We start from the raw sequence: 22,157 nt of genomic DNA on the forward strand, positions 1-22,157 counted from the left end.
TCCTTGAAATGACTTCGCAGGATAAGGCGTTGCCATGACAGTAGGATGACGTGCAGCTGTCAGCATCACTTGTAATTCTTTGTAGGACTTGTCTGGGTCATAGTGCCTAAATGCGGGTATCCGCTTTATACTGACCCCAATTATCAGGGCATGGCGCCCGTATCCCGTTTCATTCAAGGAGTTTCTTTTTATGCGCTGGATCGATCGTCTAGCTCAAGTGTCTTTGTGTGCCAGCATGGTGCTGGCGCCATTTGCCGCGCAGGCGGCGGACGAAGATCCGTGGGAAAGCGTCAACCGTCCAATCTTCAAGTTCAACGACACGCTGGACACCTATGCCCTGAAACCCTTGGCTCAAGGCTACCAGACGGTGACCCCGCAGTTCCTGGAAGACGGCATTCACAACATCTTCCGCAACTTCGGCGACGTCGGTAACCTGGTCAACGACATCCTGCAATTCAAGCCCCAGGCGGCCGGTGTCGACACCGCACGCCTGTTGTTCAACACCACCCTGGGCCTCGGTGGCTTCTTCGATGTCGGCACCAAAATGGGGCTGCAGCGCAACGACGAAGACTTCGGCCAGACGCTCGGCCATTGGGGCGTGAATAGCGGCCCGTACGTGGTCATCCCGTTCTTCGGCCCGAGCACCCTGCGTGATGCGCCGTCCAAGCTGGTCGACAGCTATACCGTGCCTTACCGCTACATGCACGACGTGCCGGCGCGCAACATCACCTTCGGCCTGAACCTGATCGACACCCGTGCCAGCCTGCTGTCGAGCGAGAAGCTGATCAGCGGCGACAAGTACATCTTCATCCGCAACGCCTACCTGCAGAACCGCGAGTTCAAGGTGAAGGACGGCAAGGTCGTCGACGACTTCTAGTCTTCGGCCCGGCAAACGAAAAGGCGACTCCCAGAGTCGCCTTTTTCATGCCCGCCTGAAAACACCGTGTGCCGTGGACGACGGTTGCTGGTGTGGGAGACGGCCGGGCGGCGCTCCGCTGGCTGGCGATCCGCCGCAGGCGGCCATCCTTCGCGATCTCAGCTCATCTTGAGAATATGCAACCCCAGCCGCTGCCCGCCATCCTGATCTCTGACCCACACCACTTCCGTCTCCGCTTCCAGTCCCTTCAACGACGGATGATCGGACTCGATCCGCACCAGCAACGTATCGCCAGCCTTGAACGCCCGTGGCGCGGCCACCTGCATGCCACTGCTGGAAAGGTCCACGCACACCGCCGAAATCTCCAGCCCGGCATGGATCAGCGTCACGTCGGCATCGACGCGCATCCGGATGTAATCACGCTTTTCAGTGTAGTCACGATCGGTTTGGCTCATCGACTCTGTCCTTCGATTCTGTTGTGGTTTTCACACTTCTTATAACTCCCGGTGATTTGAGGTGTAAAGACCTCAAGCGACCATCGGCATGAGCTTGAAACGCCCGGCGGATGGGAGTACCGTCTGCGCCTTAGAAGGGCACCTCTGATACCGATGCACCGGACCTGATCGTTCGGTCGCTCGAACCGGAGAGGCTAGAAAGCGAATCCAGTAGTACGAGCGGGCCCCGGGCCCTGCTGTCTACGCCAACCTAATTCTGGCGCCGTTTGCCCACATGCAGAAAACCAGTGCCACGCTGCTGATAATAGATGACGACGAAGTAGTGCGCGCAAGCCTTGCAGCCTACTTGGAAGACAGCGGATTCAGCGTCCTGCAAGCCAGCAACGGCCTGCAGGGACTTCAGGTATTCGAGCAAGCAAGGCCTGACCTCGTTATCTGTGACCTGCGCATGCCCCAGATGGGCGGCCTGGAACTGATCCGCCAGGTTTCCGACCTGGCGCCGCAGACCCCGGTGATCGTGGTTTCGGGCGCTGGTGTCATGAACGATGCCGTCGAGGCCCTGCGCCTGGGCGCAGCGGACTACCTGATCAAGCCTCTCGAAGACCTCGCCGTGCTGGAGCACTCGGTGCGCCGGGCCCTGGATCGTGCGCGGCTGTTGCTGGAAAACCAGCGCTACCGCGAGAAGCTCGAAGCCGCCAATCGCGAGCTCGAGGCCAGCCTGCACCTGCTGCAGGAAGACCAGAATGCCGGGCGCCAGGTGCAGATGAACATGCTGCCGGTCAGCCCGTGGAGCATCGACGACTTCCACTTTGCCCATCAGATCATCCCGTCCCTGTACCTGTCCGGCGATTTCGTCGACTACTTCCGGGTCGATGAGCGGCGGGTGGCTTTCTACCTGGCGGATGTCTCCGGCCACGGTGCCTCATCGGCGTTCGTCACCGTGCTGCTGAAGTTCATGACCACCCGACTGCTGTTCGAGTCCAAGCGCAACGGCACCCTGCCGGAGTTCAAGCCTTCCCAGGTGCTGGGCCATATCAACCGCGGGTTGATCAACTGCAAGCTGGGCAAGCACGTGACCATGGTCGGTGGTGTGATCGACGAGGAAACCGGACTGTTGACCTACAGCATCGGTGGCCATCTACCGCTGCCGGTGCTCTACACCCCGGACAGCGTGCGTTACCTGGAAGGGCGTGGTCTTCCGGTCGGCCTGTTCAACGAGGCGACCTACGAGGACCATATTCTGGAACTGCCTCCGACATTCAGTCTTACACTTATGTCTGATGGCATTCTGGACCTTTTGCAACAAGATACACTCAAAGAGAAAGAGGCTGCCTTGCCTGAGTTGGTAAGAACAGCCGGTGGCAGCCTGGATGGCTTGCGCCAGGTTTTTGGATTGGCCACGCTAGGGGAGATGCCGGATGATATCGCCCTGTTAGTGTTGAGCAGGAACCTTTGATGAGTACCGGTAGAATCCAATTCGCCGAGCAGGATGGCACCTTCGTTCTGAAGTTCGTGGGTGAAGTGCGCCTGACCCTCTGTTCAGCGTTGGATGCCACGATCGAGAAGATCTTCACAGCGCTGAACTTTACTGCGATCGTGATCGACCTGACCGAAACCCGCAGCATCGACAGCACGACCCTGGGCCTGTTGGCCAAGCTGTCGATCCTGTCGCGGCAGAAGGTCGGCCTGTTGCCGACCGTAGTGACCGTCCATGACGACATTACCCGCCTGCTGCAGTCCATGGGCTTCGACCAGGTGTTCAACATCGTCAACCGCCCGATTCCGTGCCCGGAATGCCTGACCGACCTGCCATCGCAGGACCAGTCGGAAGAAGTGGTGCGGGTCAAGGTGCTGGAAGCGCACAAGATCCTGATGGGCTTGAACGACTCCAACCGCGAAGCGTTTCACGACTTGGTGAACGCGCTGGAGCGCAGTTGAGCCACTGACGCCTCAAGGCGTACAAAAAAGGGCGACATCCTCACGGATGCCGCCCTTTTTGCGCTGGCCCGGTCAAAGGCCAGTGTGCAATGTCCGGTGGCGCGAGCTTTTCAGTGGGAGCCGGCTTGCTGGCGATGAACGATGAACGATGACACCGTCCCAACTGACTCCCAGGGCGGCAATCAGCGCCCCTCCAGCAACTCCCCGGCCTGATCCAGCAGCGCCAGGGGGTCCTTGGCCTTGTGAATATCCACCGACAGCAACTGCCGGAACCGCCGCGCCCCCGGGAACCCGGTCCCCAGCCCCAGCACATGCCGCGTCACATGATGCATCGCGCCACCACTGGCAATATGCTCAGCCACATAGGGCCGCAACTGCGCCAGCGCTTCGGCCCGGGAAATCACCGGCGCCGTGCTGCCGAACAACTGCTGGTCCACCTCGGCCAGCAGATACGGGTTGTGATAGGCCTCGCGCCCCAGCATCACCCCGTCGAAGGTCTGCAGGTGCTCCTGGCACTGTTCCAGTGTCTTGATCCCGCCGTTGAGCACGATCTCCAGCGCCGGGAAATCCCGTTTCAACTGCGCCGCCACGTCGTAACGCAGAGGTGGAATCTCGCGGTTCTCCTTGGGCGACAAGCCTTCCAGGATCGCGATCCGCGCATGCACGGTAAAGCTTGCGCAACCGGCTTCGCGGACCTTGCCGACGAAATCGCGGAGCTCTTCGTAGCTGTCCCGGCCATTGATCCCGATGCGGTGCTTGACCGTCACCGGAATCGACACCGCATCACGCATCGCTTTCACGCAATCGGCCACCAGTTGCGGGTGGCCCATGAGGCAGGCGCCGATCATGTTGTTCTGCACCCGATCGCTCGGACAGCCGACATTGAGGTTCACCTCGTCATAACCGGCTTCCTCGGCCAGGCGCGCGCAGGCCGCCAGGTCGGCCGGAACGCTACCGCCCAGCTGCAGCGCGAGCGGGTGTTCGGAGACGTTGTAGCGCAGGAACCGCTCGCGATCGCCATGGAGAATGGCACCGGTGGTGACCATTTCGGTATAGAGCAGGGTGTGCCTGGAGAGCAGGCGCAGGAAGTACCGGCAATGGCGGTCAGTCCAGTCCATCATCGGCGCCACGCTGAAGCGACGAGAGGGCTCAGGCCTTGTGTTTAGCGGATGTGAAGCGATTTCTGGGGGCATTTTGGTATACGCGTTTTGTACCAATTTCGGGGGTTTTAGGGCGTTTTTGGTGTGAGAGTGGTACGATGTACCACCGCCAATTAGCTTTGTACCACCGAAAATTATGGCTACGATCAGAGCAAGGAAAAAGGCCGATGGAACGGTCAGCTACACCGTCCAGATCCGCCTCAAGAAAAAGGGTGTCATAGTCTACACCGAAGCCCAGACATTCGCCCGTAAGCAGGCTGCTCAGGCATGGGCTAAGCGACGGGAGACTGAGCTGGCAGAGCCGGGAGCGATCGAGCGGGCTAGCCGCACTGGTCACACGGTCAAGCAGATGATCAACAGCTACCTAGTCGAAGCCGAGAAAGCTCGACCGTTAGGAGAGACCAAGCGGCGGACGCTCAATGCCATCAAGAACAGCTACCTGGGTGAACTGGTCGACTCCAACATCACTCAACAGGTGCTAGTGGATTACGCGCTCTGGCGCATGGGGCCCGAGGGCGGCTCAGTCAAGCCTCAGACTGCTGGCAATGACATGGCTCACTTGGGCTCGGTGTTGTCCCTGGCCAGGGCCGCTTGGGGGTATGAGATTGATCCGCAGGCGATGCCTGATGCTCGTCTCGTGCTGAAGCGGCTCGGCTACAACATGAAGAGTCGCGAGCGAGATCGGCGCCCTACGCTAGATGAGCTTAACAAGGTGCTGGAGCATTTCTTCGATGTATTGAAGCGCCGACCTACCGCGATTCACATGCCCAAGGTCATGGCGTTTGCGATCTTCTCTACTCGGCGTATGGACGAGATCACTCGCATACTCTGGGATGATCTGGACGAGTACCAGCACGCAGTAAAAGTTCGGGATATGAAAAACCCCGGACAGAAAATCGGAAATGATGTCTGGTGCCATCTACCGGATGAGGCCTGGCAGATTGTGCAGAGCATGCCGCGACAGTGCCCCGAGATCTTCCCATACAATACGGACTCAATCGGCACTGCGTGGTCCAGGGCGTGCAGGACGGTTGGAATCGAAGATCTACACTTTCATGATTTGCGTCATGAAGGGGTGAGCCGGCTGTTTGAAATGGACTGGGATATTCCGAGGGTTTCAAGTGTGTCTGGTCATCGAGATTGGAACTCGTTGCGACGGTACACCCATTTGCGAGGGCGGGGTGATCGTTTCAAGAGTTGGGAGTGGATGGATAGGGTTATCCATGCGTCAGTTACCCTCGGTGCTCGGGTTGAACAACTGCCGGCGTAGCGGTTGAATCCACAGCCAAGAGCAGCAGCTCACAAAAACTACCTTCCAGCAGGAATGTCGCCACCTTGCCCAAGAAGCAGTGGTCACTGGGCGCGCGTAATTTCCAGGTCATCGAAAAAAAAACTTCGTTACTGCATCCATACCGGACGCTGCCACGTATATCAAGCACGGACAGACTTTCCTGGCCGACTCTCTCCACAAAGGATCATCACGATGAAACGCATTTCGATCAAAGCACCATTGATTGCGAGCTTCTTGGCCTTAGCGGTAGGTGGTGGCTTCGTTTTCAATACCGTGCAAGCGGCGACCATGGGTCACGACAGTGTCATGGTAGGCGGTCAAAGCATGTTGCCAGGTAAAGATATCGTTGATAACGCGGTAAATTCTGCAGATCACACTACCCTGGTCGCTGCTGTCAAAGCTGCCGGCCTAGTCGACACCCTCAAGGGTAAAGGTCCCTTTACCGTGTTCGCACCGGTCAATTCAGCCTTCACTGCTTTGCCCGCCGGAACCGTGGATACGTTGCTGAAGCCAGAAAACAAGGCAACCCTCAGCAAGATCCTCACTTACCACGTTGTGAGCGGTAAACTGGACATGGCCACCCTTGCCGAGAAAATCAAGGCCGGTGGCGGCAAGGCCGAACTCACCACTGTCTCAGGAGGCAAGCTGTGGGCAATGATGAATGGTCCGCACAACATCACCATCAAAGACGAGAAAGGTAACGTCGCTGACATCACCACCTATGACGTGTACCAGTCGAACGGTGTGATACAGGTCATCGATAAGGTGCTGCTGCCGAAAAGTTGACTGGCATCGCAGGTCACCATCAGTAAGATCGGCGAGTTTTATGAGGAGCCCACCCGTGAATGGAGCAACCGCGCGTCGTGGGCTAACCTCTAGCTGCAATCGAAATTTAGCACCTCACGACTTAATCGTTTGGAGAAATACTATTCCAATCGCCGACACCGACCAACTAATACACCTTTTAGCCCAGTGTTCACTGGGTGATCGGCGCGCATTTGAAACGCTGTATCGTAGCGTGAGTCCGCGATTGCATGGCGTGGCTCTGCGACTCATGGGACGCTCGGATCTCGCTGAAGAAGTGCTGCAGGAAAGTTTTGTACGTATTTGGAGTAATGCTTCGCGCTACCAACCCCGCCTGTCGGCACCGATGACCTGGATGATCAACATAACGCGAAACCAGGCCATCGACCAATTAAGAAAGTATCGAGACCGTCCGCTAAATGATCTCGACGCGCAAATGTTGATTGATGACAGCCCCTCTGCACATAACCAATTGAACAGTTACCGTGAGATCAAAGCGTTGAATCGGTGCTTGAGTAAGCTAGAGGGGATGCAACGCCAATCAATCACCATTGCCTACTTCGAAGGGCTCTCCTGTTCAGAGTTGGCCGAGTACCTTTCGGCACCGCTAGGGTCGGTGAAGTCTTGGATACGCCGGGGCATGGACCATCTACGCAGGTGCCTTGAGTCATGAACTACCAAACTCCAAGTCTGCGCCGCGCACTTGCCGCCGACTATGCCATCGGGTTGATGCCGCCCGCTGCGAGCCGGCGCTTCGAGCAGCTGCTGCTAATAGACTCGGAACTCTGCGTAGAGCTTGCGCAATGGCAGGAGTGCCTCATGAGCCTTACTGAAACTCTGCCTGAGCAACCTGTACCGGATCGTGTTTGGCATAAAGTTACGGCGCGCATAGATCCGCAAGCAATGCAGCCGCCTGTGAAACGGCCTCTCTGGAGCTGGTTCCGAGTGACGATTGCAGCGTGTTCACTGGCAGCAGCAGTAACGCTGGGCGTTATCTACAACCGTAACGATGTACGCTACGGTGCCACGTTGCATAGTGCTGACGCACAGTCTTGGATGAGCATTGAAACGCGAGAGGATTACCTGAGAATCAAACCGCAAGCGTTGGCAAAAGTTGAAAAGGGACGCAGCCTGGAGATGTGGCTTATTCCGCCAGGTGGTAAACCCGTTTCCCTTGGGGTGATACCGCTAGGGGGAGAGTGGGAGATCAAATTGGGTAGCGCTCAGAAAGCTCTGATTAGTGACTCAAGCACTTTGGCTGTCAGTCTTGAGCCGGAGGGTGGATCGCCAACAGGGCAGCCGACAGGTCCGGTGCTTTATAAGGGCGTGCTTACAGCGCTGTAACTTCGAGGGGTAAGTCTTTAGATCTTTTTTCGTGGGAAACTGGCTTAGCGATCGGTCTTCCAGAGTCCCAGGCCAGCTCAATCGACTCATGAGTAGTAAACGGCAGCTTCTTGTCGATAGCCGCCGATTGTAGACGGCCATCGACAAAGGAGTGGTGAATTGAATGCAACTGGCTGGGTCGTATACAGGAGCCGACCAGTGCAGTCAGCCTGCCTGAAGTGCCTTGTTCAATTGCATACACTCTTTGCGCGCAGCGTCTCGCTGCTGATCTAGGTAAATCGCCAGGTCAGCAATATGAACTCCTCTGGCGCTCTTCTGGCTGGCCTCGAGGCGGGTGATCGGCAGCTTTATGTGACCGGCTAACACCTTGCGCTGAAACATGTCTGGCGTGAGGTGAGTGAAGTAATCCTTGCAGATCCGCTCCAAAGGAATGATGGCTTGGCCGTCGTACTGGGCCATGAGTATGAAGGCCGTGTTCATGCTGCCTCCCGCATTTCTGCTTCGGGGAATAATGGGTTAGCCTCGAGTAGCGCTCGATAGGGCATCGGTGATACCGAGTTGCCGCACATCCTGACTTTGGCCTTGTTGGAGAACCGTCGGCCGTCGTGCCCGAAGTCGATCTGATAGTCAGGCGGGAAGCCCTGGATCAGGTACAGTTCGCGCGGTGTTAGCATCCGCATGCCGATGTCGACGATCACGTACGGATTGCCTCTGATCGTCACTGTCACCAGAGCCAGGCGGTCCCTGGTGGTGATGGTGGCTGCCGGATCCCGGGCGTCGTAGGTGTTGTCGCTGCCGTAGTAGCCCATTAAGAACGCTGCCACACGTTCGGCTCCCGCCTGGTGCTCTGGAGATAAGGTGCACTGCATGACGGCGAGGTGTGTTCCGCCGGCAGTGATTGCTGGGGCCTGGTCTCGCAGATCCTCGCCGACGCTGTTGTTTCGCAGGGTTACTAGACTTGCGGTGACGACGTTCTGCTGGCTGCCCGTCGTGGTCAGTGCGGTTGATGGCTCGGTCGGGTGTCGGCCTGCTGTTTGGTTGTAACCCCCGTTCTGCTGGGCGATGTAGGCAACGGTCTGATTCTCGGCATGCTCGAAGCCGCCGGCACTCACCACGGTCGCAGCCACAACTGCAAAGTGCCCGCCTTTCACCTCGCTGCAGATCGTCCGTCCCGGCTCGTCCGCCGGCATGTTGCGTTGATTGCTGGAGTTGGCATGCTCGGTGATGAATGGGGCTACGACTGGTTGTGCCAGTGCGAAGCCGTGACCGCCCGTGATTGTCGCTGCAGGTTCGATCGTTGATTGCCCCCTGAAGTCGCTGCCGCTGTGGTTGACGCTGACGATAAAGGGGTTGGGGTGGTCCAGCAGGTAGCGCCGAATGCCCTTGCGTACCCGTTCCATGGTCTTGGGTTTGAGCGGGCGCCGTACCTTGGCCGCTTTGCCTTCTGCAGCATCGAGGAAGATGGACGGGCAAGGCAGGCTCCAGTCGATGCAGCTCGCGATCGGTTTCCAGGGTAGCTGGCCGGGGCCAGGTACTTTGGCGTGGGTGGCTACCGGCCAGTTCAGCTTGACCCCATCGCGCCGAGCAATGAAGAACAGGCGCTCCCGGGTGGTAGCTGCACCGAAGTCGGCGGCAACGAGTTTGTCGTAGTGGTACTCGTAGCCGAGGTCGCGCAGCAGGTGTAGGAAGCGTGCCCAGGTCCGGCCTTTGCGCTTGGGGTCGGGCACCAGGTACTGGCGCTGAACGGGCACGCGCTCGCCTGGTTCGGCAACGCGGTTCAAGGGCTTCCCGGTGACCGGGTGTGGCACCACGTCAAGGGTGACAACCCGGCCGGTTTTCGCGCAGCGCTTAGCGACCAGCGGACACCATTGGAGGATCTGCATCACGTTCTCCATGGTGAGCATCAGCGGTCGTGTCTGACCGACCCACTTGATGACCATCCATGAGAGGGCGCGGCTTTCTTTGCTGCGTGGTTGGCCGCCGGCGGCTTGGCTGTGGTGGGTACACTCGGGGCTCGCATGAAGCCGCCCCACGGGGAGGCCCTTGGTAGCGTCGAGTGGCTGGACTTTCCGGATGTCCTCTCGGTAGTGGGTCGCCTGGCGATGGTTTGTAATGTGCATGCTGACGGCGTCGTCGTCATGGTTGACGGCGATGTCAACGCACTCGCCCGTGGCTTGCTCCATGGCCTTGGAGGCGCCACCGCCGCCAGCAAACAGATCGATGTTCAGGTACGGCTTGAGGTTGAGGGACAGTTGCCCGTAATAGACGGCCTCGGCGAGGTTGTGCTTGCGGAAGGCGGTCATGGCTTGACCGCCTTGCCCTGGTGCTGAGCTTGCTGCTCCAGCTCGTCGGCATCCGGAGGTGCAGGGAGGGGCTGCCAGTGGGTAGCCTTGCTCCAAAAATCGAAACTCCCCTTTCGCTTGCCTTTGCGCCAAATATCCGCTTCCGCAATGAGGCCGCGCCTGCAGTGCTGCACTGCAACGATCACCATCATTCCATCAAGCTCATCCCCAGGCAGCCTGTCGCTGCATTTGATCCACTGGCTCATTGCGGCAACTCCTGTGCGCGAACTTCGGTAATGGCATCATCAGTGGCTTGAGCGGCACGCTTGGGTAGTTCAGGTTGCATGGCGCGGGCACCCGCACGGCTTCCTGCAGTTGACGTAGGGTGCGTATACCCCTCGGCAAGCTGCGCGGGTGAGCGATCCAGAGCTATCAGCGAGGCTTTGGGTGTGGCTGCCTCGCGCAGCTTTTCGTGGGGTACAAGACCCTCGGTGGTGGTGCTGAGAGGGTCAATAATGCTGGCTGCTTCGCAGCCGCAGTCTGTTATAGGCGTGGCGATCCCGCTGTCGTTGCGGAGCAAAGCGGCCTGGGCTTTTGTGGTGTCCTGTGCGTGCGTCATGCCGCTTTCCTCCGGTGTTCGATAGCGAGTTGATCCATCAGGCGCTGGTGAAACGTGAGCCGGGCTTCGGTGGCCGACCACGGGCGGATCCATTCGACCTGTGGCGCGAGGACGTCAAAGCTCTTGCCGGTGTGAGTGAGGGTTCGCGACATCACGCTGCCTCCTTTTTCAGGTCGACCAGCAGCAGGGCGTTCTCGGTCGCCTTGTGCAGTCGGCGCAGGGCGTCTGGGCCGATCAGCTCATTGAGCTGGCGGTCGAACTCCTTGTTGTGGCGGAGCAGTGCGGCCAGCTCGGTGCTGGCCTTGTCGTGCTGCTGTTGCAGTTGACCGGCAGCCTCTGGGGAGAGGCGCAGCAGTGGGATGGGCCGCTTCATGCTGCGGTCTCCTGCTCGGCCTGCTCAAGTAGGGCTGCGATCGCCAGGATCTTGGCCCGTAGAGCGCGGGCGTTTGTTGCCTTGGTCGGGGCCTTCAGTGCCAGGAAGGTGTCAGCCGCGAGTTGTAGCTGCTTGGCCGTCGCGAGCAGGGTGGTGCGGTCGTCAGTGCTGAGCTTCGATGCCTGCAGGGCGCGCTGATAGTGGGTGTACAGCTTGTTGTGGTTCTCGCGGGCCTGATCGAGCAACAACTGCAGGTCCTGCAGTGTCCCGTGGTCGTCCGAATGCTGGATGGCCTTGCCCTCCTCGATGCCTTCAAGGTGGCCCTCGGCGCGGCCGTCGAGCAGGCCGCTCCGATAGCCGGCCCAGTAGGTCAGGCCGATGAACAGGATGGCGATGATCAGTGCGCAGATCTGCATGGTAGTCATGTGGTGTACTCCTGGTGGTTTGCTGGCGGGTGGTGGCCGCTGTTGGGTTACTGGTCTTGCTCGGGGGCTTCGGTTCTCTGTAGTGCCTGGTCCTCGTCGGCCTTGTATGCGCGGATGTCGATCAGGGCTGCGACGTGCTTGATGTGCACGAACTTCGGTGCCTTGCGGCTGTTATCCAGGGTGGTGACGGGCAACTGAATGCGGCCGTTCTGGATCTCCGTGGCGAAGGTCTGCTCGTTCAGGTTGCGGAAGTACTGCACGCGCAGCTTTTCCAGCGGGATCAGCACGTCGCCGAAAGTGCGGTAGAGCAGCTCGACGGTGGCCGTCTCCGGTGCTGGCATGAGCCGAAGCGGGGGTTGGTTGGATTCCTTCATGTGCTGCTCTGCTTCCTTTTGGGGTGGTTCCAGTAGTTCAGGCAGTGGCGCTTGGTCAGCTCGCGCAGATGTTCCGGCACGTCGAGCAGTGCGGCGTTGCGCTGCTCGCGTGTCGGAAGGGCTACGATCTGGCGGGCATACTCCCTAGGCCACGTCACGGCGATCTGCCGGGACGGCAGGGAGTTCGAGGCCAAGCTGCTTGGCCAGCCACGGGATGCCGGCTTGCCGGATCCGGGTGGACTGGCTGTACTGCATGCCAAAGCATTCGTGGTACCAACTGCTGTCCTTGACGCGCAGGTACTCGCGGTCGCGAACAGGGAAGGCCGGAAGGTTCTTCTCTGTGAGCAGGCCTTTCTCGCGCATCAGCTCGATCAGCTTTGGACGGGTGGTGCCGAAGTACCTGGCGGTTTTCTGGAGGTCGCGGTCCATGTCGTCCCCCTTACGCCGCATGCGCGGCCGGCGTAGCGGCGGCGGCGAGGTGGTCGAGGGATTGGATCAGGCGCTTGTAGATCTCGATGTCGCTACCGCACACCGTGAAGCACTTGGTGCGCGGGCGCGAGTTGCCGATGCTCATGATCGTGGTGACGCCGGTACGGGTCTGATTGCGGTGTACGGAGATGTTGATCGGCAGTGCAAAGCCGAGGTCGAGGCTCGCCGATCCGCCGCGGCTGATCAGTTCGAACACCTGTTGCTTGTGTTCGATCTCAAAGTTGCCGTACTCGCGTTCCGCATGGGGCAGCTCGGCCGGTGTGACAGTGTCAGCCGGCCCATTGACGATCTCTTCAATGAAGTCGGCCAGCTTGAGGTGCATTTTCGGGCTGTTGGGCAGGGTCAGCGTGTGGTGTTCGCTGCCGAGCAGGATGCCGAAGGTGGTGCTGGCCTGGTTGCGCTCGACAGCCAGGCGGAACGACACCACCTGGCGTTGCGGCTCAGACCTCAGGGTGTGAGTGAAGGTCTCGGTTAGGCATGACTGGGCCTTCAGCAGGGACAGCGTGCGGTTGTTCAGTTTGAACTTCATGCTGCACGGCCTCCGTCGTTGGGGTCGAACGGAGCAGGCGCCGAGCGGGTCGAGCGCTTGTGTTTGCTAGCGATGAAGGTGCAGCCGTGCTCGCGAGCTAGGTAGCGAACCTCGAATACGCGGATTGGTTTGCACGCCGGGTGGGCGTGCAACGTAGCTGTGGTGTGCATGGTATTGCCTCGGCTCTGTGGTGGAGAGGTGAGGCAAAATTAGCAATAGCTAAATTTATTTGCAATAGCATTTGCTAATTTTAGAGGTCGAGGTACTTAGACGGCTTCAAAATTGCTGCTACGTAGTGAATTTTTTCGACGGAATGCTCATCGATAAAGATTGGCGGATAGCCGTCGCTAATGCTGTCGAGTCTGTACTGGCCGTCTCGCAGGTAGATGAACTCCTTCACCATGGCCCTGCCGTCGGCTGTCTTGATCAGGACCTCATCCCCTGTGCGGTAGGGGTGGCTTGGCTCAATTAGCACAAATTCCCCATTCTTGATCCGGGGGTGCATGCTGTTCCCCACTACCTTCAAGCCGTATGCGTATGGATCTGAGCTAACAATGTCTATGTAGCCATCCCCATGCCCGTCAGGGTAATCCAATGCGTCAAAATAGCCGTCCGTGCCGAGCATAGCTTTTCCTACCACAGGTACGGGGGCAGGGCGCTGGTGCTTGGCTTTTTCGCGTTCCTCCGCGCTCCGTTCTGCGGTCTCGTTGATAGATGAATTAAAAAAGGCTGGGTGAGGGAGGGCGGGGGGTTTGAGGCCCAAGGTAAGCCACCTGCGTGCAATCAGTGCCTGGTCTTGAGTGCTGTAGTTTCCGGTAGTGAGCAATTCGACCGGAAGCTGAAGCTTCTTAGCTAGGTTGGTCGCGGCTCGGTCTCCCAGGGTCCGATGGCCGTTCAGAATCTGTGAGAGGTATGAGGGATCGATGTCGTCATGGCATGCCGCAAATTCCTTCAGGGAGTTTTCACCGATGAGGGCTCTGAGGATGGTGAGGCGTTTCTCATAGATATTCATCTGCGAATCATGTCTTTTGAATTAGCAAAATGTAAATTACAAACAGCTATTGCGAATCCAATTAGCAATTGCTAATCTTTGGCTGCAATTGGAGGTGTTTATGAACTTTCTTGACTACATCAAAAGCTTAGATCCATCCCGTCTTGAGGCGCTCGCGGCCAGTTGCGCCACGTCCACTGGACAACTGAAACAAGTGGCCTATGGCAATCGCCGGGCCAGCGCTGGGCTCGCTATCGCCATCGATCGTGGTACTGACGCTCAGGTGACCTGCGAGGATTTGCGGCCAGATATTGATTGGCAGTACTTACGTTCATCGGCAGTTGTTTCTTCGAAAGCTGCCTAGAAAAAAGGCGACCCAAGGGTCGCCCAGTTTCCCCCGACTCGCGCCACCACAGCGTTGTCGGGCCGCGATGAAGGTCGGCATGCACACCACATGCAAAAAGCCGCCGATCTTTACCGCGTATGCCAAGGCACGGATGCCTTGGGTTGTTGCCTCTCCACCACAGATTGGCAACTGTTGCGCCAGGGGTGAGCGACGGATCACTTGCCTCGGCACGGTGCCGGTTTTGATCTTGCGGATCTGGCCGGCTTTTGGGCCCTTTCAAGCCACGCGGCAAATGTATCACCACTACATGTCGCGCGGCACTGGCAACTTACAAGGATTAATGCCATGAGCCGTATTGCTCTGCACAGCGTTGATCGGGCGAAGCGGGAAGTCCTGCCGCTCGACCTCGCGCTTTACCATGCTGTCCGTGACTACCCGGGCGGCGCCGCCGCTATCGCTGCCACTACCGGCCGCAACGCGACAACCCTGCAGCACAAGCTGTCCCCGACCCACCCAAGCCACTCCGTGAACATCCAGGAGTTTGGCGAGATCCTCGAGCTGACCAAAGATCGCCGCATTCTCGATGCGGTGCATTCGTTGGTCGGCGACACCATGTGGCAAGACCTTTCCGATACGTACACGGGTGATATGCCGGAGACGTTGACCACCGGCATTGCTACCTACTTCCGTCATGTCGCCGATCTCGCCGACACCTGGGCCAAGAGCATTGGCGATGGTGTGGTCAGCGATCAGGAACTGGCCGAGATCCGCCTACAGGTGTTTCGCGGTATTCAGAACCTGCTCGGGCTTTTCAACCGTGCCTCTTACGTGAACCAGACGACGCGTGGGGTGACCCGTGGTTGACATTGCTGACTTCGCAAACGATCTGGTGCAAGAGGGGCTGGATCGTGCGCTTGCCGATCGCCGCGCTAAGGCGCCCGTTGTCGCGGCGCATTCCTTCATGTTCTGTGAGTGCTGCGACGATCCGATTCCTGAGGCCCGTCGCCTTGCTATTCGTGGTTGCACCTTCTGCGTGATCTGCCAGGGCGTCAACGAGCTGAATGAGGCCCGCCATGCTCGATGAAGTTCTGAACCAGTTCAGCGACTACGGTCTGGAGCCCGCGCAGCCTTTGGTGTTCGGCAAACTGACCCGCTGCAAGTCGGGTACTGATAAGGGCACTGAAAAGAATGGCTGGTACGTGGTGCATGAGCATCGCACGGAGAAGGGCGAGACGCTGATCTTCGGCAGCTTTGGTGACTGGCGCTCGGGTGAGACGCAGAAGATCAAGGTCAAGGCCGGCAAGATGAGCGCCGAGGACCGGGAAGTCCTGCGTGCGCGGCAGGAGGATGCCAAGCGTAGGGCTGCTGAGGTTGCAGAAAACCGGGCTCGTAGTGCTGCTCGCCGGGCTACGGGCATGTTCAATCGCATGCCGGAGAAAGGACGCAGCGCGTACCTCGATCGCAAGCAGATTGTGGGTTTTCGGGTTCGCTATGCCCCTCGGTCAGGCGCGGTGCTTGTGCCGATGTGCAACGCCCGCGACCAGGTCGTCGGTCTGCAAGTGATCTACCCGGAAAAGCAGGAAAGCACTGGGCGGGATAAATCTTACTGGCCGGCCGGCATGTCAAAGGACGGGGCTTTTCACCTTATAGGTCCGGACCCAAACCCGGGCGAGCCGATACTGGTGTGTGAGGGCTATGCGACCGGCGCCTCACTGCACATGGCAACTTCATTGACAGTCGCCATTGCCTTTGATGCGGGTAACCTCGTGGCTGTTTGCAAGGCTATGCGTGAGCGCAGGCCAGGCCGCCCAATCATCATTTGTCGCGATGACGACTGGAAGACCAAACGCCCGAATGGCGAGCCCTGGAACCCCGGCGAGGAGAAGGCTACAAACGCCGCCACGGTTGTCGGTGGTCAGGTGGTGCCTCCGGTGTTCTCCGGCGATCGCGAGGACAAGTGGACCGACTTCAACGATCTGCACTGCGCCGAGGGATTGGACGCTGTCCGCCGCCAGGTGCTGGCGGTCGTTCGTCCACCAGCAGCTGGTGGCTGGAAGGACCAACTGGCCAGGACCGAGACCGGCATGCTGATCGCTCATATGCAGAACGTCGAACTGATCCTCGGCAACGATGAGCGCTGGGCCGGCGTAATCGGCTTCAGCTCGTTCAGTTCGAAGATCGTGAAGCTGAGGGCGGCTCCTTACGGTGGTGGTACCGGCGACTGGGCGGACATCGACGACATGCTGGTGATGAAGTGGCTCGCGCAGCAGTACAACCTGCGTGTGAAAGCCAGCAGCGTGATCGAGGCTGTCAGCGTCGTTGCCCATGACCACAAGTTCCACCCTGTCCGTGACTACCTGAACAAACTGGAATGGGACCGTGTGCCACGTCTCAGCACATGGTTGACCGACATCATGGGTGTAGCGCCGACGGACTACAGCTCCAAGGTCGGTAAACGCTGGATGATCTCGGCGGTCGGCCGCGTCATGAAGCCCGGCTGCAAGGCCGACTCAGTGATGATCCTCGAAGGCGCGCAGGGCGCCGGTAAGTCGACAGCAATGTCGGTACTTGGCGGCGAGTGGTTCATGGATACCCCATTCGCCCTCGGCGACAAGGACGGCTTCCAGGCGATCCGTGGCAAGTGGATCGTCGAGCTGGGTGAGCTGGACAGCTTCAACAAGGCCGAATCGACCAAGGCCAAGCAGTTCTTCTCGGCCTCGACCGACACCTACCGCGAGAGCTATGGCCGCAGAACAATGGACGTGCCACGCCAGTGTGTTTTCGTGGGTACGACCAACCAAGACGAGTATCTCAAGGACGCTACCGGCAACCGGCGCTATTGGCCGGTGGCATGTACCAAGGTCGATCTTGATCAGTTACGGGAGGTCCGCGACCAACTGTGGGCCGAGGCAATGTATTGCTACATGGCCGGCGACGTCTGGTGGGTCAACCGTGACGAGTCCCCGTTGTTCGCGGAAGCCCAGGAAGAGCGGTTCGTGGTCGATGAGTGGGAGGGGCCAATTCTGAAATGGCTCGAGGAGTCGCAGATCGGTGAGACCACCACAGGCAGCGAGGTCTTAACCAGCGCGCTGAAACTGGACTACGGGCACTGGAGCAAGCCGGAGCAGATAAGGGTCGGGGCAATCATGCACCGGCTGGGTTGGCGGCGGGTGCGCTTGCCTCCATTGGTCAAAAGCGGCCAGCGGCCTTGGGCTTACAAAAAACCGGTCGGCTGGGGCGTTGCGTCGGCGTTGCAACGGGAAGCGTTCGAGGAGCCTTGCTTTGATTAAGCGAATCGACGAAATGCTCAAACTGTGGGCTGAGGATCTGCACAGCCCGCACGAGGGTGGTTCGGAGCTGGGGGGCGGCAACATGATCGCCATGCTGATGGAGTGCAAAGGCGAGCTGATACGGGGGACTCGTGGCAGTCGGGTGCTACTGGACGAGTCGGCGGATATCGAACTAATCGTGAACAAGCATCTGCCTGCGCCACTGTCGGTTCTTGTCCGGGAGCATTACTGCAACCACGACAGCTTCTTGTCACAGAAGATGTTGTATTGCGGGTGCAGTGCTCCAACCTACTACCGCCGGTTGCACGAAGCGCATGTGCTGATCGGCGGCATGCTGATGGGAAAGGCTGCGTGATCCCAATGACCTTGGTTGTTGCTGTCCCATTGTCCCGCACTGTCCCATTGTGTTTTTACATTATGGGACTGAGCGCAGGCCTTATATTTATTGGCGTGTCCCATTGTCCCATCAGAAGCGCCGCTCGCCCGCATGAGCGGAGCGCATACCTGTACGCGCTATCGCGCGCATGCGTGTTTTTAGATTTTCTTCTTTTACGCGAGAAAAGGAAGAAATAGATAGGACAATGGGGCAAAGCCCCGAATTAAGCGGTCATCAGGCGTCCCATAGAGATTCTGAGCCATGGGACATATGGGGCAACGCCGAAAGAACAGAATGCCGAGGTTAGATATTCGCCGACATTCGCTAGACGTTCGCCCGGTGTAACCCACATATTCACCGGGTGGCATTAAAGTGGGGTTGCTGCCATGAGAATCGACCTGTAAAAAGTAGTCATCTTCGATAGGTGCGACCGCATGATGCGGCAGGCACTCCACACCAGACCCGGCCATTGCGCCGGGTTTTTGCGTTTTTGGGTGAATGATTGGGATGGGATTGCTATGGAAGTACGGGTAGTCGATGACGAAGGAAACTTGATTTGGGCTAGAAGCGCAGTCGGTGGCTTCACTTCAGCCTCGTACAGTAAAGACTCAACCCTGGGGCTGATTCAAGGGGCCCTCGAATCAGCGCTGTACCAGTGTCAGGGAGAGTCAGCTGTTTCTGATGATACTGATCGAGTGGCGGATGTTTGCGCTGCCACCACCTAGATCGATGGTGATGTTCCAGTAACCGGTGTGAGGTGCTGCAATCTGAGCAGGCAGCACCTTGTAGAAGCCACCGAAGTATTCATGGGCACCACCTCTTTTGAACTTCGCAAAATTGGTATCGGTTGTTAAGCGCACATTGCATTGGTGTGAGCATTCAACCACCACGATGTCGCCTTGTTCCAAATGTTCCCGTGTGTGCAAAAAATTCATGCGGCCTCCGAGCCGTTTTGAGTTGGCGAATTGAAACTAGCAGGTATTTCCCGAATGGCCACTACAGTGATGGCCAGCGCTATGGAGTGAAAAATGACGAGCGAGCAGCAAGCGTTGATTGAAATGCCGATCTGGATGGTGATTGTACTGTCGCTGGTCGGTGGGGTTTCGGGGGAGGCATGGCGGGCCGACAAGGCCGGCATGCGCGGGTGGCCGCTGATGCGGCGCCTCGCACTTCGCTCCGGTGCCTGCGTAGTCTGCGGGTTGTCGACCATGATGCTGTTGAACGCCGCCGGGGTTTCGATCCTGGCGGCGGGCAGCATTGGGTGCATCACCGCGATGGCCGGCGCCGATGTGGCGATCGGGTTGTACGAACGCTGGGCGGCAAAGCGGCTGGGCCTGACCCAGCAGCCCCCGGCAAATGGCGAGGCGGGTCAGTGACCCGGCCGGCAGGAGGGGGTGGGGGCCGGATTTTTTGGGTCCTCCTTCCTACCCGCCCCCTACACGGGTGCGCAGACTCGCGGTTTCCCTGTAGCTGAGAAATGTACAGGGATGTCCGTCTTTTCAAGGACTTAGCGATGGGCAAGACAGTCAGCAAGCTCGAACTCGGCGAGATCATCGGCCGGGACGAGCGCACATTGAGCCGGTGGCAGAAGGATGGAATGCCGGTGAACGAGTTCGGCCTGGGACGCGGCAACGAAAACCAGTACGACACCCAGGCGGTGATCGAGTGGCTGATGCGGCAGGCTGCACTGAACGGCAAAAAGGAGTCCACTCGGGACCGACTAGACAGGCTGCGCGGCGACCGCGAAGAGCTGGCGCTGGCCAAGGATCTCGGCGAGGTGGTGGTTGAGGCTGAGATGGTCGAGCGCTTCGAGGCGGTGATCACGGCGGCCAAGATCGAGCTGTTGAACACCTTTCCCGATGAGCTGGCGGCAACGCTGTCGGCGACCTACGGCGTGGCGGTAGATGACCAACTGATCCGGACGCCCATCGAATCAATACTGAGGAGGTTGTCCAAGTATGACGAGGACGACGATCTCGCTGACGATTCTGACGAGCCGGACGACGAGGAGTGCTCTGAGGAAGACGGCGAATAAGGCGATGGAGCGGGTTTGCCGCAAGTGGGCACCGCCACCACGCATGAGCATTATCGAGTGGGCGGCCAAGTACCGCTGGCTCTCGCCGGAGGAGTCGGCCAGCCCCGGCAAGTACCGTTTCGACAAGACCCCGCACCTGGTGTGGCCAGGTGGGCCGCTTGAGGCGCTGGACGATCCGAACGTGATCGAGATTGTTGGTCGCAAATCCGCCCAGGTGGCCTGGACCTCTGGTGTGCTGGGTAACGCGATCGGCAAGTGGATCGACTTGGATCCTTCGCCGATCCTGATCCTGTTCCCCAAGGCCGAAGCGGCCAAACAGTACGTCGCGGAAAAGTTGGAGCCCATGATCGAGGCGACCCGTCGTCTGAGCAAGAAGGTCGACCTGCGTAGCCGCAAGCTGCAGCAACGGCAGGACTTCAAGCGGTTTCCCGGTGGGTTCCTCAAGATGGTCGGGTCAAACAGCCCGTCCAGTGTGAAGTCGACCCCAGTGCCTCGGGTCGCGATCGAGGAGCCCGATGACTGCAACCTGAACCTGCGGGGGCAGGGCGACAGCATCAAGCTGGCGAAGGAGCGTCTCAAGACGTTCCGGCGGTCGAAAATCATCATCGGTGGCACGCCGACCATCAAGGGCCTGTCCGCGATCGACGCGGAGCTGGAGCTGTCGGACAAACGCATTGGCTTGGTCCCTTGCCACGGTTGCGGTCAGTCGCACGCGTTGAGCTTCGACCACCTGCACTGCGACGAGGACGAGAGCTACCACCACGAGATCTACGGTAAGCGCCGCCCGGAAACGGCGTACTACGCCTGTCCACACTGCGGCGAGGTGTGGGATGACCACCAGAAAAACGCCAACCTCAAGCGTGGACGCTGGGAGGCCACTGCCGAGTTTCGCGGCATCGCCGGGTACATCCTTAACGAGCTGTACGCCACGTTCCACGGCTCGCGTTTCGAAGTGCTGATGGAGAAGAAGCTGCAGGCCGAGCACGCCATGTCGCTGGGCAACATTGGTCCCATGATCGCCTTCACCAACAGCTCCAAGGGTGAGAGCTATGAGTACAAGAGCAACGCGCCCAAGACCGACGAGCTGGAGAAACGGGCCGAACCCTACGCCGAGCTGACTGCTCCGAAGGGGGTGCTGCTGGTCACGGTCGGTGTCGACGTTCAGGGCGATCGCCTGGCGCTGGTCATCGTAGGTTGGGGGCGGGGGGAGGAATCGTGGCGCCTCTACTGGGGCGAGCTGGACGGCAACCCCAAGGACGTCAACGACCCGGTGTGGTCGGAGCTGGACAGGATCATCTCCACGCCGATCTCGACTGAGGGCGGTGCACAGCTCGCCGTCTCGGCGGTCAGCATCGACAGCTCGGACGGTAACACCAGCGATGCGGTGTACACCTACGTTCGGGATCGCCAGCGCTTCAACATCATGGCGATCAAGGGCGCCTCGATCGACAGTCGGGATCGGGAGATCTTCACCAAGCCGGCCCAGTCGATCGACACCACCCAGGACAACACCAAGGCAGCCAAATACGGGCTTCGGGTGTTCATCGTCGGCACGCACAAGGCCAAGACGTTGATCGACGGCCGGATCCGGCTGAAGGGTAACGGACCTGGTCGCATGCACTGGTACAGCGAGATCCGCGCGGACTACTACGAGCAACTGACCAACGAGGTCCTGGCCCCGCACCCCCGTCAACCCAGCAAGATGGTCTGGCAGAAGAAGGCCGGCCGGCGCAACGAGGCGCTGGACTGTGAGGTGTATGCCCTGCACGCGGCCCGCAGCCTGAAGACCCACCTGTTGCGCGACAACGAGTGGGACCAACTGGAGCAGCAACAGCTCCAGCCAACCCTTTTCACTACCGAGCAGGCGGTGGCGCCAGTTCCCCGTCGCGTAGTCGCTCGCGGCAGGGGCACCCGGAGCCGCGTCGGCTAACCGAGGTTCACCATGACAGATGCACAAAAACGCCTTGCAGAGGTCCGGGCGGCGATCTCGGCCGTCCTGAAAAACGGCCAGCGGGTCCGTCGGCAGGACCGCGAGGTCCAGCTGGCGGAGTTGAACAGCCTGCGCTTGCTGGAAAAGCAGTACGCCCAGGAGGTCGCCAACGAGCAGGCGGCCCTGCAGCACCGTGGCCGTAGTCGCGTTTCGTACTTGGGGATTTGAC

31 protein-coding genes are annotated in these 22,157 nt (G+C 59.2%); 16 read left to right on the top strand and 15 right to left on the bottom strand.

The features are described 5' to 3' along the window. The first annotated feature begins 190 nt into the window (after positions 1-190). The gene (locus tag HU752_RS11250; protein WP_186680730.1) at positions 191-877 is read left to right on the top strand and encodes an MlaA family lipoprotein; all 687 of its coding nucleotides are present in this window, start codon (positions 191-193) and stop codon (positions 875-877) included. Positions 878-1,035: 158 nt separating this feature from the next. On the opposite strand, the gene HU752_RS11255 is transcribed toward HU752_RS11250, so the two are convergent. After that, positions 1,036-1,332, bottom strand: a complete 297-nt coding sequence (locus HU752_RS11255) for a PilZ domain-containing protein (protein WP_186680728.1) — start codon at positions 1,330-1,332, stop codon at positions 1,036-1,038. A 274-nt stretch (positions 1,333-1,606) separates the two neighbouring features. Here HU752_RS11255 and rssB point away from each other — a divergent pair, with 274 nt between their 5' ends. Further along, positions 1,607-2,788, top strand: coding sequence for a two-component system response regulator RssB (gene rssB / locus HU752_RS11260; RefSeq protein ID WP_186680726.1), 1,182 nt, complete (start codon positions 1,607-1,609; stop codon positions 2,786-2,788). Then, a complete protein-coding gene (gene rssC / locus HU752_RS11265) occupies positions 2,788-3,270 on the top strand; it encodes an anti-sigma factor antagonist RssC (protein WP_017127881.1) in 483 nt (160 codons plus the stop codon). Before rssB ends, rssC begins: the two co-directional genes overlap by 1 nt. A gap of 182 nt (positions 3,271-3,452) precedes the next feature. Here the strand turns inward: rssC and dusA are convergent, their stop codons facing one another. Further along, positions 3,453-4,463: a tRNA dihydrouridine(20/20a) synthase DusA gene (gene dusA / locus HU752_RS11270; protein WP_186680724.1), complete on the bottom strand. Its 1,011-nt coding sequence runs from the start codon at positions 4,461-4,463 to the stop codon at positions 3,453-3,455. A gap of 103 nt (positions 4,464-4,566) precedes the next feature. Here dusA and HU752_RS11275 point away from each other — a divergent pair, with 103 nt between their 5' ends. The 4 genes from HU752_RS11275 to HU752_RS11290 all read left to right on the top strand — a co-directional run bounded on the left by HU752_RS11275 (position 4,567) and on the right by HU752_RS11290 (position 7,869). Continuing rightward, positions 4,567-5,700 (top strand): site-specific integrase, encoded by a 1,134-nt coding sequence (locus HU752_RS11275; RefSeq protein WP_186680722.1) that lies wholly within the window; start codon positions 4,567-4,569, stop codon positions 5,698-5,700. A 213-nt stretch (positions 5,701-5,913) separates the two neighbouring features. Beyond that, a complete protein-coding gene (locus HU752_RS11280; protein ID WP_186680720.1) occupies positions 5,914-6,507 on the top strand; it encodes a fasciclin domain-containing protein in 594 nt (197 codons plus the stop codon). A 55-nt stretch (positions 6,508-6,562) separates the two neighbouring features. Further along, the gene (locus HU752_RS11285; protein ID WP_225920117.1) at positions 6,563-7,198 is read left to right on the top strand and encodes a sigma-70 family RNA polymerase sigma factor; all 636 of its coding nucleotides are present in this window, start codon (positions 6,563-6,565) and stop codon (positions 7,196-7,198) included. Next, a complete protein-coding gene (locus HU752_RS11290) occupies positions 7,195-7,869 on the top strand; it encodes an anti-sigma factor (protein ID WP_186680716.1) in 675 nt (224 codons plus the stop codon). The genes HU752_RS11285 and HU752_RS11290 overlap by 4 nt, the downstream gene beginning before the upstream one ends. Positions 7,870-8,073: 204 nt before the next feature. Here HU752_RS11290 and HU752_RS11295 read toward each other — a convergent pair whose 3' ends face one another. The 12 genes from HU752_RS11295 to HU752_RS11350 all read right to left on the bottom strand — a co-directional run bounded on the left by HU752_RS11295 (position 8,074) and on the right by HU752_RS11350 (position 13,972). Beyond that, entirely contained in the window at positions 8,074-8,349 is a 276-nt protein-coding gene (locus tag HU752_RS11295) for a pyocin activator PrtN family protein (RefSeq protein WP_186680714.1), read from the bottom strand. Continuing rightward, a complete protein-coding gene (locus HU752_RS11300) occupies positions 8,346-10,172 on the bottom strand; it encodes a DNA cytosine methyltransferase (RefSeq protein ID WP_186680713.1) in 1,827 nt (608 codons plus the stop codon). Before HU752_RS11300 ends, HU752_RS11295 begins: the two co-directional genes overlap by 4 nt. Continuing rightward, positions 10,169-10,417 (bottom strand): DUF551 domain-containing protein, encoded by a 249-nt coding sequence (locus HU752_RS11305; protein ID WP_186680711.1) that lies wholly within the window; start codon positions 10,415-10,417, stop codon positions 10,169-10,171. Before HU752_RS11305 ends, HU752_RS11300 begins: the two co-directional genes overlap by 4 nt. Beyond that, the gene (locus HU752_RS11310) at positions 10,414-10,770 is read right to left on the bottom strand and encodes a hypothetical protein (RefSeq protein WP_186680708.1); all 357 of its coding nucleotides are present in this window, start codon (positions 10,768-10,770) and stop codon (positions 10,414-10,416) included. Before HU752_RS11310 ends, HU752_RS11305 begins: the two co-directional genes overlap by 4 nt. Continuing rightward, positions 10,767-10,922, bottom strand: a complete 156-nt coding sequence (locus HU752_RS31720; protein ID WP_225920118.1) for a hypothetical protein — start codon at positions 10,920-10,922, stop codon at positions 10,767-10,769. The genes HU752_RS11310 and HU752_RS31720 overlap by 4 nt, the downstream gene beginning before the upstream one ends. Then, positions 10,922-11,143 (bottom strand): hypothetical protein, encoded by a 222-nt coding sequence (locus HU752_RS11320; protein WP_186680705.1) that lies wholly within the window; start codon positions 11,141-11,143, stop codon positions 10,922-10,924. The genes HU752_RS31720 and HU752_RS11320 overlap by 1 nt, the downstream gene beginning before the upstream one ends. Continuing rightward, positions 11,140-11,568 carry a hypothetical protein gene (locus HU752_RS11325; protein WP_186680703.1) on the bottom strand — a complete coding sequence of 143 codons (429 nt, stop codon included), beginning with the start codon at positions 11,566-11,568 and terminating at the stop codon, positions 11,140-11,142. The genes HU752_RS11320 and HU752_RS11325 overlap by 4 nt, the downstream gene beginning before the upstream one ends. 47 nt (positions 11,569-11,615) lie before the next feature. Then, positions 11,616-11,942 carry a pyocin activator PrtN family protein gene (locus HU752_RS11330; RefSeq protein ID WP_186680700.1) on the bottom strand — a complete coding sequence of 109 codons (327 nt, stop codon included), beginning with the start codon at positions 11,940-11,942 and terminating at the stop codon, positions 11,616-11,618. Further along, positions 11,939-12,100, bottom strand: a complete 162-nt coding sequence (locus tag HU752_RS11335) for a hypothetical protein (protein ID WP_162491359.1) — start codon at positions 12,098-12,100, stop codon at positions 11,939-11,941. Before HU752_RS11335 ends, HU752_RS11330 begins: the two co-directional genes overlap by 4 nt. Then, positions 12,087-12,371 (bottom strand): phage antirepressor KilAC domain-containing protein, encoded by a 285-nt coding sequence (locus HU752_RS11340; protein ID WP_186680697.1) that lies wholly within the window; start codon positions 12,369-12,371, stop codon positions 12,087-12,089. The genes HU752_RS11335 and HU752_RS11340 overlap by 14 nt, the downstream gene beginning before the upstream one ends. Positions 12,372-12,381: 10 nt before the next feature. Further along, entirely contained in the window at positions 12,382-12,960 is a 579-nt protein-coding gene (locus tag HU752_RS11345) for a hypothetical protein (protein ID WP_186680694.1), read from the bottom strand. 250 nt (positions 12,961-13,210) lie between these two features. Next, on the bottom strand, positions 13,211-13,972 hold the full coding sequence (locus tag HU752_RS11350) for a LexA family transcriptional regulator (RefSeq protein ID WP_186680691.1): 762 nt from the start codon (positions 13,970-13,972) through the stop codon (positions 13,211-13,213). 100 nt (positions 13,973-14,072) lie between these two features. Between HU752_RS11350 and HU752_RS11355 the strand changes: the two genes are divergently transcribed. The 5 genes from HU752_RS11355 (at position 14,073) to HU752_RS11375 (ending at position 17,942) form a co-directional block, all read left to right on the top strand. Further along, entirely contained in the window at positions 14,073-14,315 is a 243-nt protein-coding gene (locus HU752_RS11355; RefSeq protein WP_081009837.1) for a transcriptional regulator, read from the top strand. A 327-nt stretch (positions 14,316-14,642) separates the two neighbouring features. Next, positions 14,643-15,161, top strand: a complete 519-nt coding sequence (locus tag HU752_RS11360; RefSeq protein WP_186680688.1) for a phage regulatory CII family protein — start codon at positions 14,643-14,645, stop codon at positions 15,159-15,161. Further along, on the top strand, positions 15,154-15,381 hold the full coding sequence (locus HU752_RS11365) for a TraR/DksA C4-type zinc finger protein (protein WP_186680686.1): 228 nt from the start codon (positions 15,154-15,156) through the stop codon (positions 15,379-15,381). Before HU752_RS11360 ends, HU752_RS11365 begins: the two co-directional genes overlap by 8 nt. Beyond that, positions 15,371-17,587: a VapE domain-containing protein gene (locus HU752_RS11370; RefSeq protein ID WP_186680684.1), complete on the top strand. Its 2,217-nt coding sequence runs from the start codon at positions 15,371-15,373 to the stop codon at positions 17,585-17,587. Before HU752_RS11365 ends, HU752_RS11370 begins: the two co-directional genes overlap by 11 nt. Next, a complete protein-coding gene (locus HU752_RS11375) occupies positions 17,580-17,942 on the top strand; it encodes a PA0613 family protein (protein WP_186680682.1) in 363 nt (120 codons plus the stop codon). The genes HU752_RS11370 and HU752_RS11375 overlap by 8 nt, the downstream gene beginning before the upstream one ends. A gap of 689 nt (positions 17,943-18,631) precedes the next feature. On the opposite strand, the gene HU752_RS11380 is transcribed toward HU752_RS11375, so the two are convergent. Next, on the bottom strand, positions 18,632-18,898 hold the full coding sequence (locus HU752_RS11380; protein WP_186680680.1) for a DUF1883 domain-containing protein: 267 nt from the start codon (positions 18,896-18,898) through the stop codon (positions 18,632-18,634). 93 nt (positions 18,899-18,991) lie between these two features. On the opposite strand from HU752_RS11380, the gene HU752_RS11385 reads away from it, so the two are divergent. The 4 genes from HU752_RS11385 (at position 18,992) to HU752_RS11400 (ending at position 22,156) form a co-directional block, all read left to right on the top strand. After that, on the top strand, positions 18,992-19,339 hold the full coding sequence (locus HU752_RS11385) for a phage holin family protein (protein WP_186680677.1): 348 nt from the start codon (positions 18,992-18,994) through the stop codon (positions 19,337-19,339). Positions 19,340-19,476: 137 nt separating this feature from the next. Continuing rightward, a complete protein-coding gene (locus HU752_RS11390) occupies positions 19,477-19,998 on the top strand; it encodes a DUF1441 family protein (protein WP_186680675.1) in 522 nt (173 codons plus the stop codon). 43 nt (positions 19,999-20,041) lie between these two features. Further along, entirely contained in the window at positions 20,042-21,928 is a 1,887-nt protein-coding gene (locus HU752_RS11395; RefSeq protein ID WP_186680672.1) for a phage terminase large subunit family protein, read from the top strand. 12 nt (positions 21,929-21,940) lie between these two features. Further along, a complete protein-coding gene (locus HU752_RS11400; protein ID WP_186680670.1) occupies positions 21,941-22,156 on the top strand; it encodes a hypothetical protein in 216 nt (71 codons plus the stop codon). The last annotated feature ends 1 nt before the right edge of the window (position 22,157 follow it).

This window comes from Pseudomonas vanderleydeniana (assembly GCF_014268755.2).
Classification (GTDB): Bacteria; Pseudomonadota; Gammaproteobacteria; order Pseudomonadales; family Pseudomonadaceae; genus Aquipseudomonas; species Aquipseudomonas vanderleydeniana.

What these genes read in the sequence shown, in the direction of transcription:
- HU752_RS11280 (WP_186680720.1), top strand. Translation starts at nt 5,914, where the DNA reads ATGAAACGCATTTCGATCAAAGCACCATTGATTGCGAGCTTCTTGGCC.
- HU752_RS11380 (WP_186680680.1), bottom strand. Translation starts at nt 18,898, where the DNA reads ATGAATTTTTTGCACACACGGGAACATTTGGAACAAGGCGACATCGTG.
- HU752_RS11255 (WP_186680728.1), bottom strand. Translation starts at nt 1,332, where the DNA reads ATGAGCCAAACCGATCGTGACTACACTGAAAAGCGTGATTACATCCGG.
- HU752_RS11250 (WP_186680730.1), top strand. Translation starts at nt 191, where the DNA reads ATGCGCTGGATCGATCGTCTAGCTCAAGTGTCTTTGTGTGCCAGCATG.
- rssC (WP_017127881.1), top strand. Translation starts at nt 2,788, where the DNA reads ATGAGTACCGGTAGAATCCAATTCGCCGAGCAGGATGGCACCTTCGTT.
- HU752_RS11355 (WP_081009837.1), top strand. Translation starts at nt 14,073, where the DNA reads ATGAACTTTCTTGACTACATCAAAAGCTTAGATCCATCCCGTCTTGAG.
- HU752_RS11345 (WP_186680694.1), bottom strand. Translation starts at nt 12,960, where the DNA reads ATGAAGTTCAAACTGAACAACCGCACGCTGTCCCTGCTGAAGGCCCAG.
- HU752_RS11330 (WP_186680700.1), bottom strand. Translation starts at nt 11,942, where the DNA reads ATGAAGGAATCCAACCAACCCCCGCTTCGGCTCATGCCAGCACCGGAG.
- HU752_RS11395 (WP_186680672.1), top strand. Translation starts at nt 20,042, where the DNA reads ATGAGCATTATCGAGTGGGCGGCCAAGTACCGCTGGCTCTCGCCGGAG.
- HU752_RS11300 (WP_186680713.1), bottom strand. Translation starts at nt 10,172, where the DNA reads ATGACCGCCTTCCGCAAGCACAACCTCGCCGAGGCCGTCTATTACGGG.
- HU752_RS11360 (WP_186680688.1), top strand. Translation starts at nt 14,643, where the DNA reads ATGAGCCGTATTGCTCTGCACAGCGTTGATCGGGCGAAGCGGGAAGTC.
- HU752_RS11295 (WP_186680714.1), bottom strand. Translation starts at nt 8,349, where the DNA reads ATGAACACGGCCTTCATACTCATGGCCCAGTACGACGGCCAAGCCATC.
- HU752_RS11325 (WP_186680703.1), bottom strand. Translation starts at nt 11,568, where the DNA reads ATGACTACCATGCAGATCTGCGCACTGATCATCGCCATCCTGTTCATC.
- HU752_RS11275 (WP_186680722.1), top strand. Translation starts at nt 4,567, where the DNA reads ATGGCTACGATCAGAGCAAGGAAAAAGGCCGATGGAACGGTCAGCTAC.
- HU752_RS31720 (WP_225920118.1), bottom strand. Translation starts at nt 10,922, where the DNA reads ATGTCGCGAACCCTCACTCACACCGGCAAGAGCTTTGACGTCCTCGCG.
- dusA (WP_186680724.1), bottom strand. Translation starts at nt 4,463, where the DNA reads ATGCCCCCAGAAATCGCTTCACATCCGCTAAACACAAGGCCTGAGCCC.
- HU752_RS11400 (WP_186680670.1), top strand. Translation starts at nt 21,941, where the DNA reads ATGACAGATGCACAAAAACGCCTTGCAGAGGTCCGGGCGGCGATCTCG.
- HU752_RS11290 (WP_186680716.1), top strand. Translation starts at nt 7,195, where the DNA reads ATGAACTACCAAACTCCAAGTCTGCGCCGCGCACTTGCCGCCGACTAT.
- HU752_RS11340 (WP_186680697.1), bottom strand. Translation starts at nt 12,371, where the DNA reads ATGGACCGCGACCTCCAGAAAACCGCCAGGTACTTCGGCACCACCCGT.
- HU752_RS11305 (WP_186680711.1), bottom strand. Translation starts at nt 10,417, where the DNA reads ATGAGCCAGTGGATCAAATGCAGCGACAGGCTGCCTGGGGATGAGCTT.
- rssB (WP_186680726.1), top strand. Translation starts at nt 1,607, where the DNA reads ATGCAGAAAACCAGTGCCACGCTGCTGATAATAGATGACGACGAAGTA.
- HU752_RS11385 (WP_186680677.1), top strand. Translation starts at nt 18,992, where the DNA reads ATGACGAGCGAGCAGCAAGCGTTGATTGAAATGCCGATCTGGATGGTG.
- HU752_RS11390 (WP_186680675.1), top strand. Translation starts at nt 19,477, where the DNA reads ATGGGCAAGACAGTCAGCAAGCTCGAACTCGGCGAGATCATCGGCCGG.
- HU752_RS11320 (WP_186680705.1), bottom strand. Translation starts at nt 11,143, where the DNA reads ATGAAGCGGCCCATCCCACTGCTGCGCCTCTCCCCAGAGGCTGCCGGT.
- HU752_RS11370 (WP_186680684.1), top strand. Translation starts at nt 15,371, where the DNA reads ATGCTCGATGAAGTTCTGAACCAGTTCAGCGACTACGGTCTGGAGCCC.
- HU752_RS11310 (WP_186680708.1), bottom strand. Translation starts at nt 10,770, where the DNA reads ATGACGCACGCACAGGACACCACAAAAGCCCAGGCCGCTTTGCTCCGC.
- HU752_RS11350 (WP_186680691.1), bottom strand. Translation starts at nt 13,972, where the DNA reads ATGAATATCTATGAGAAACGCCTCACCATCCTCAGAGCCCTCATCGGT.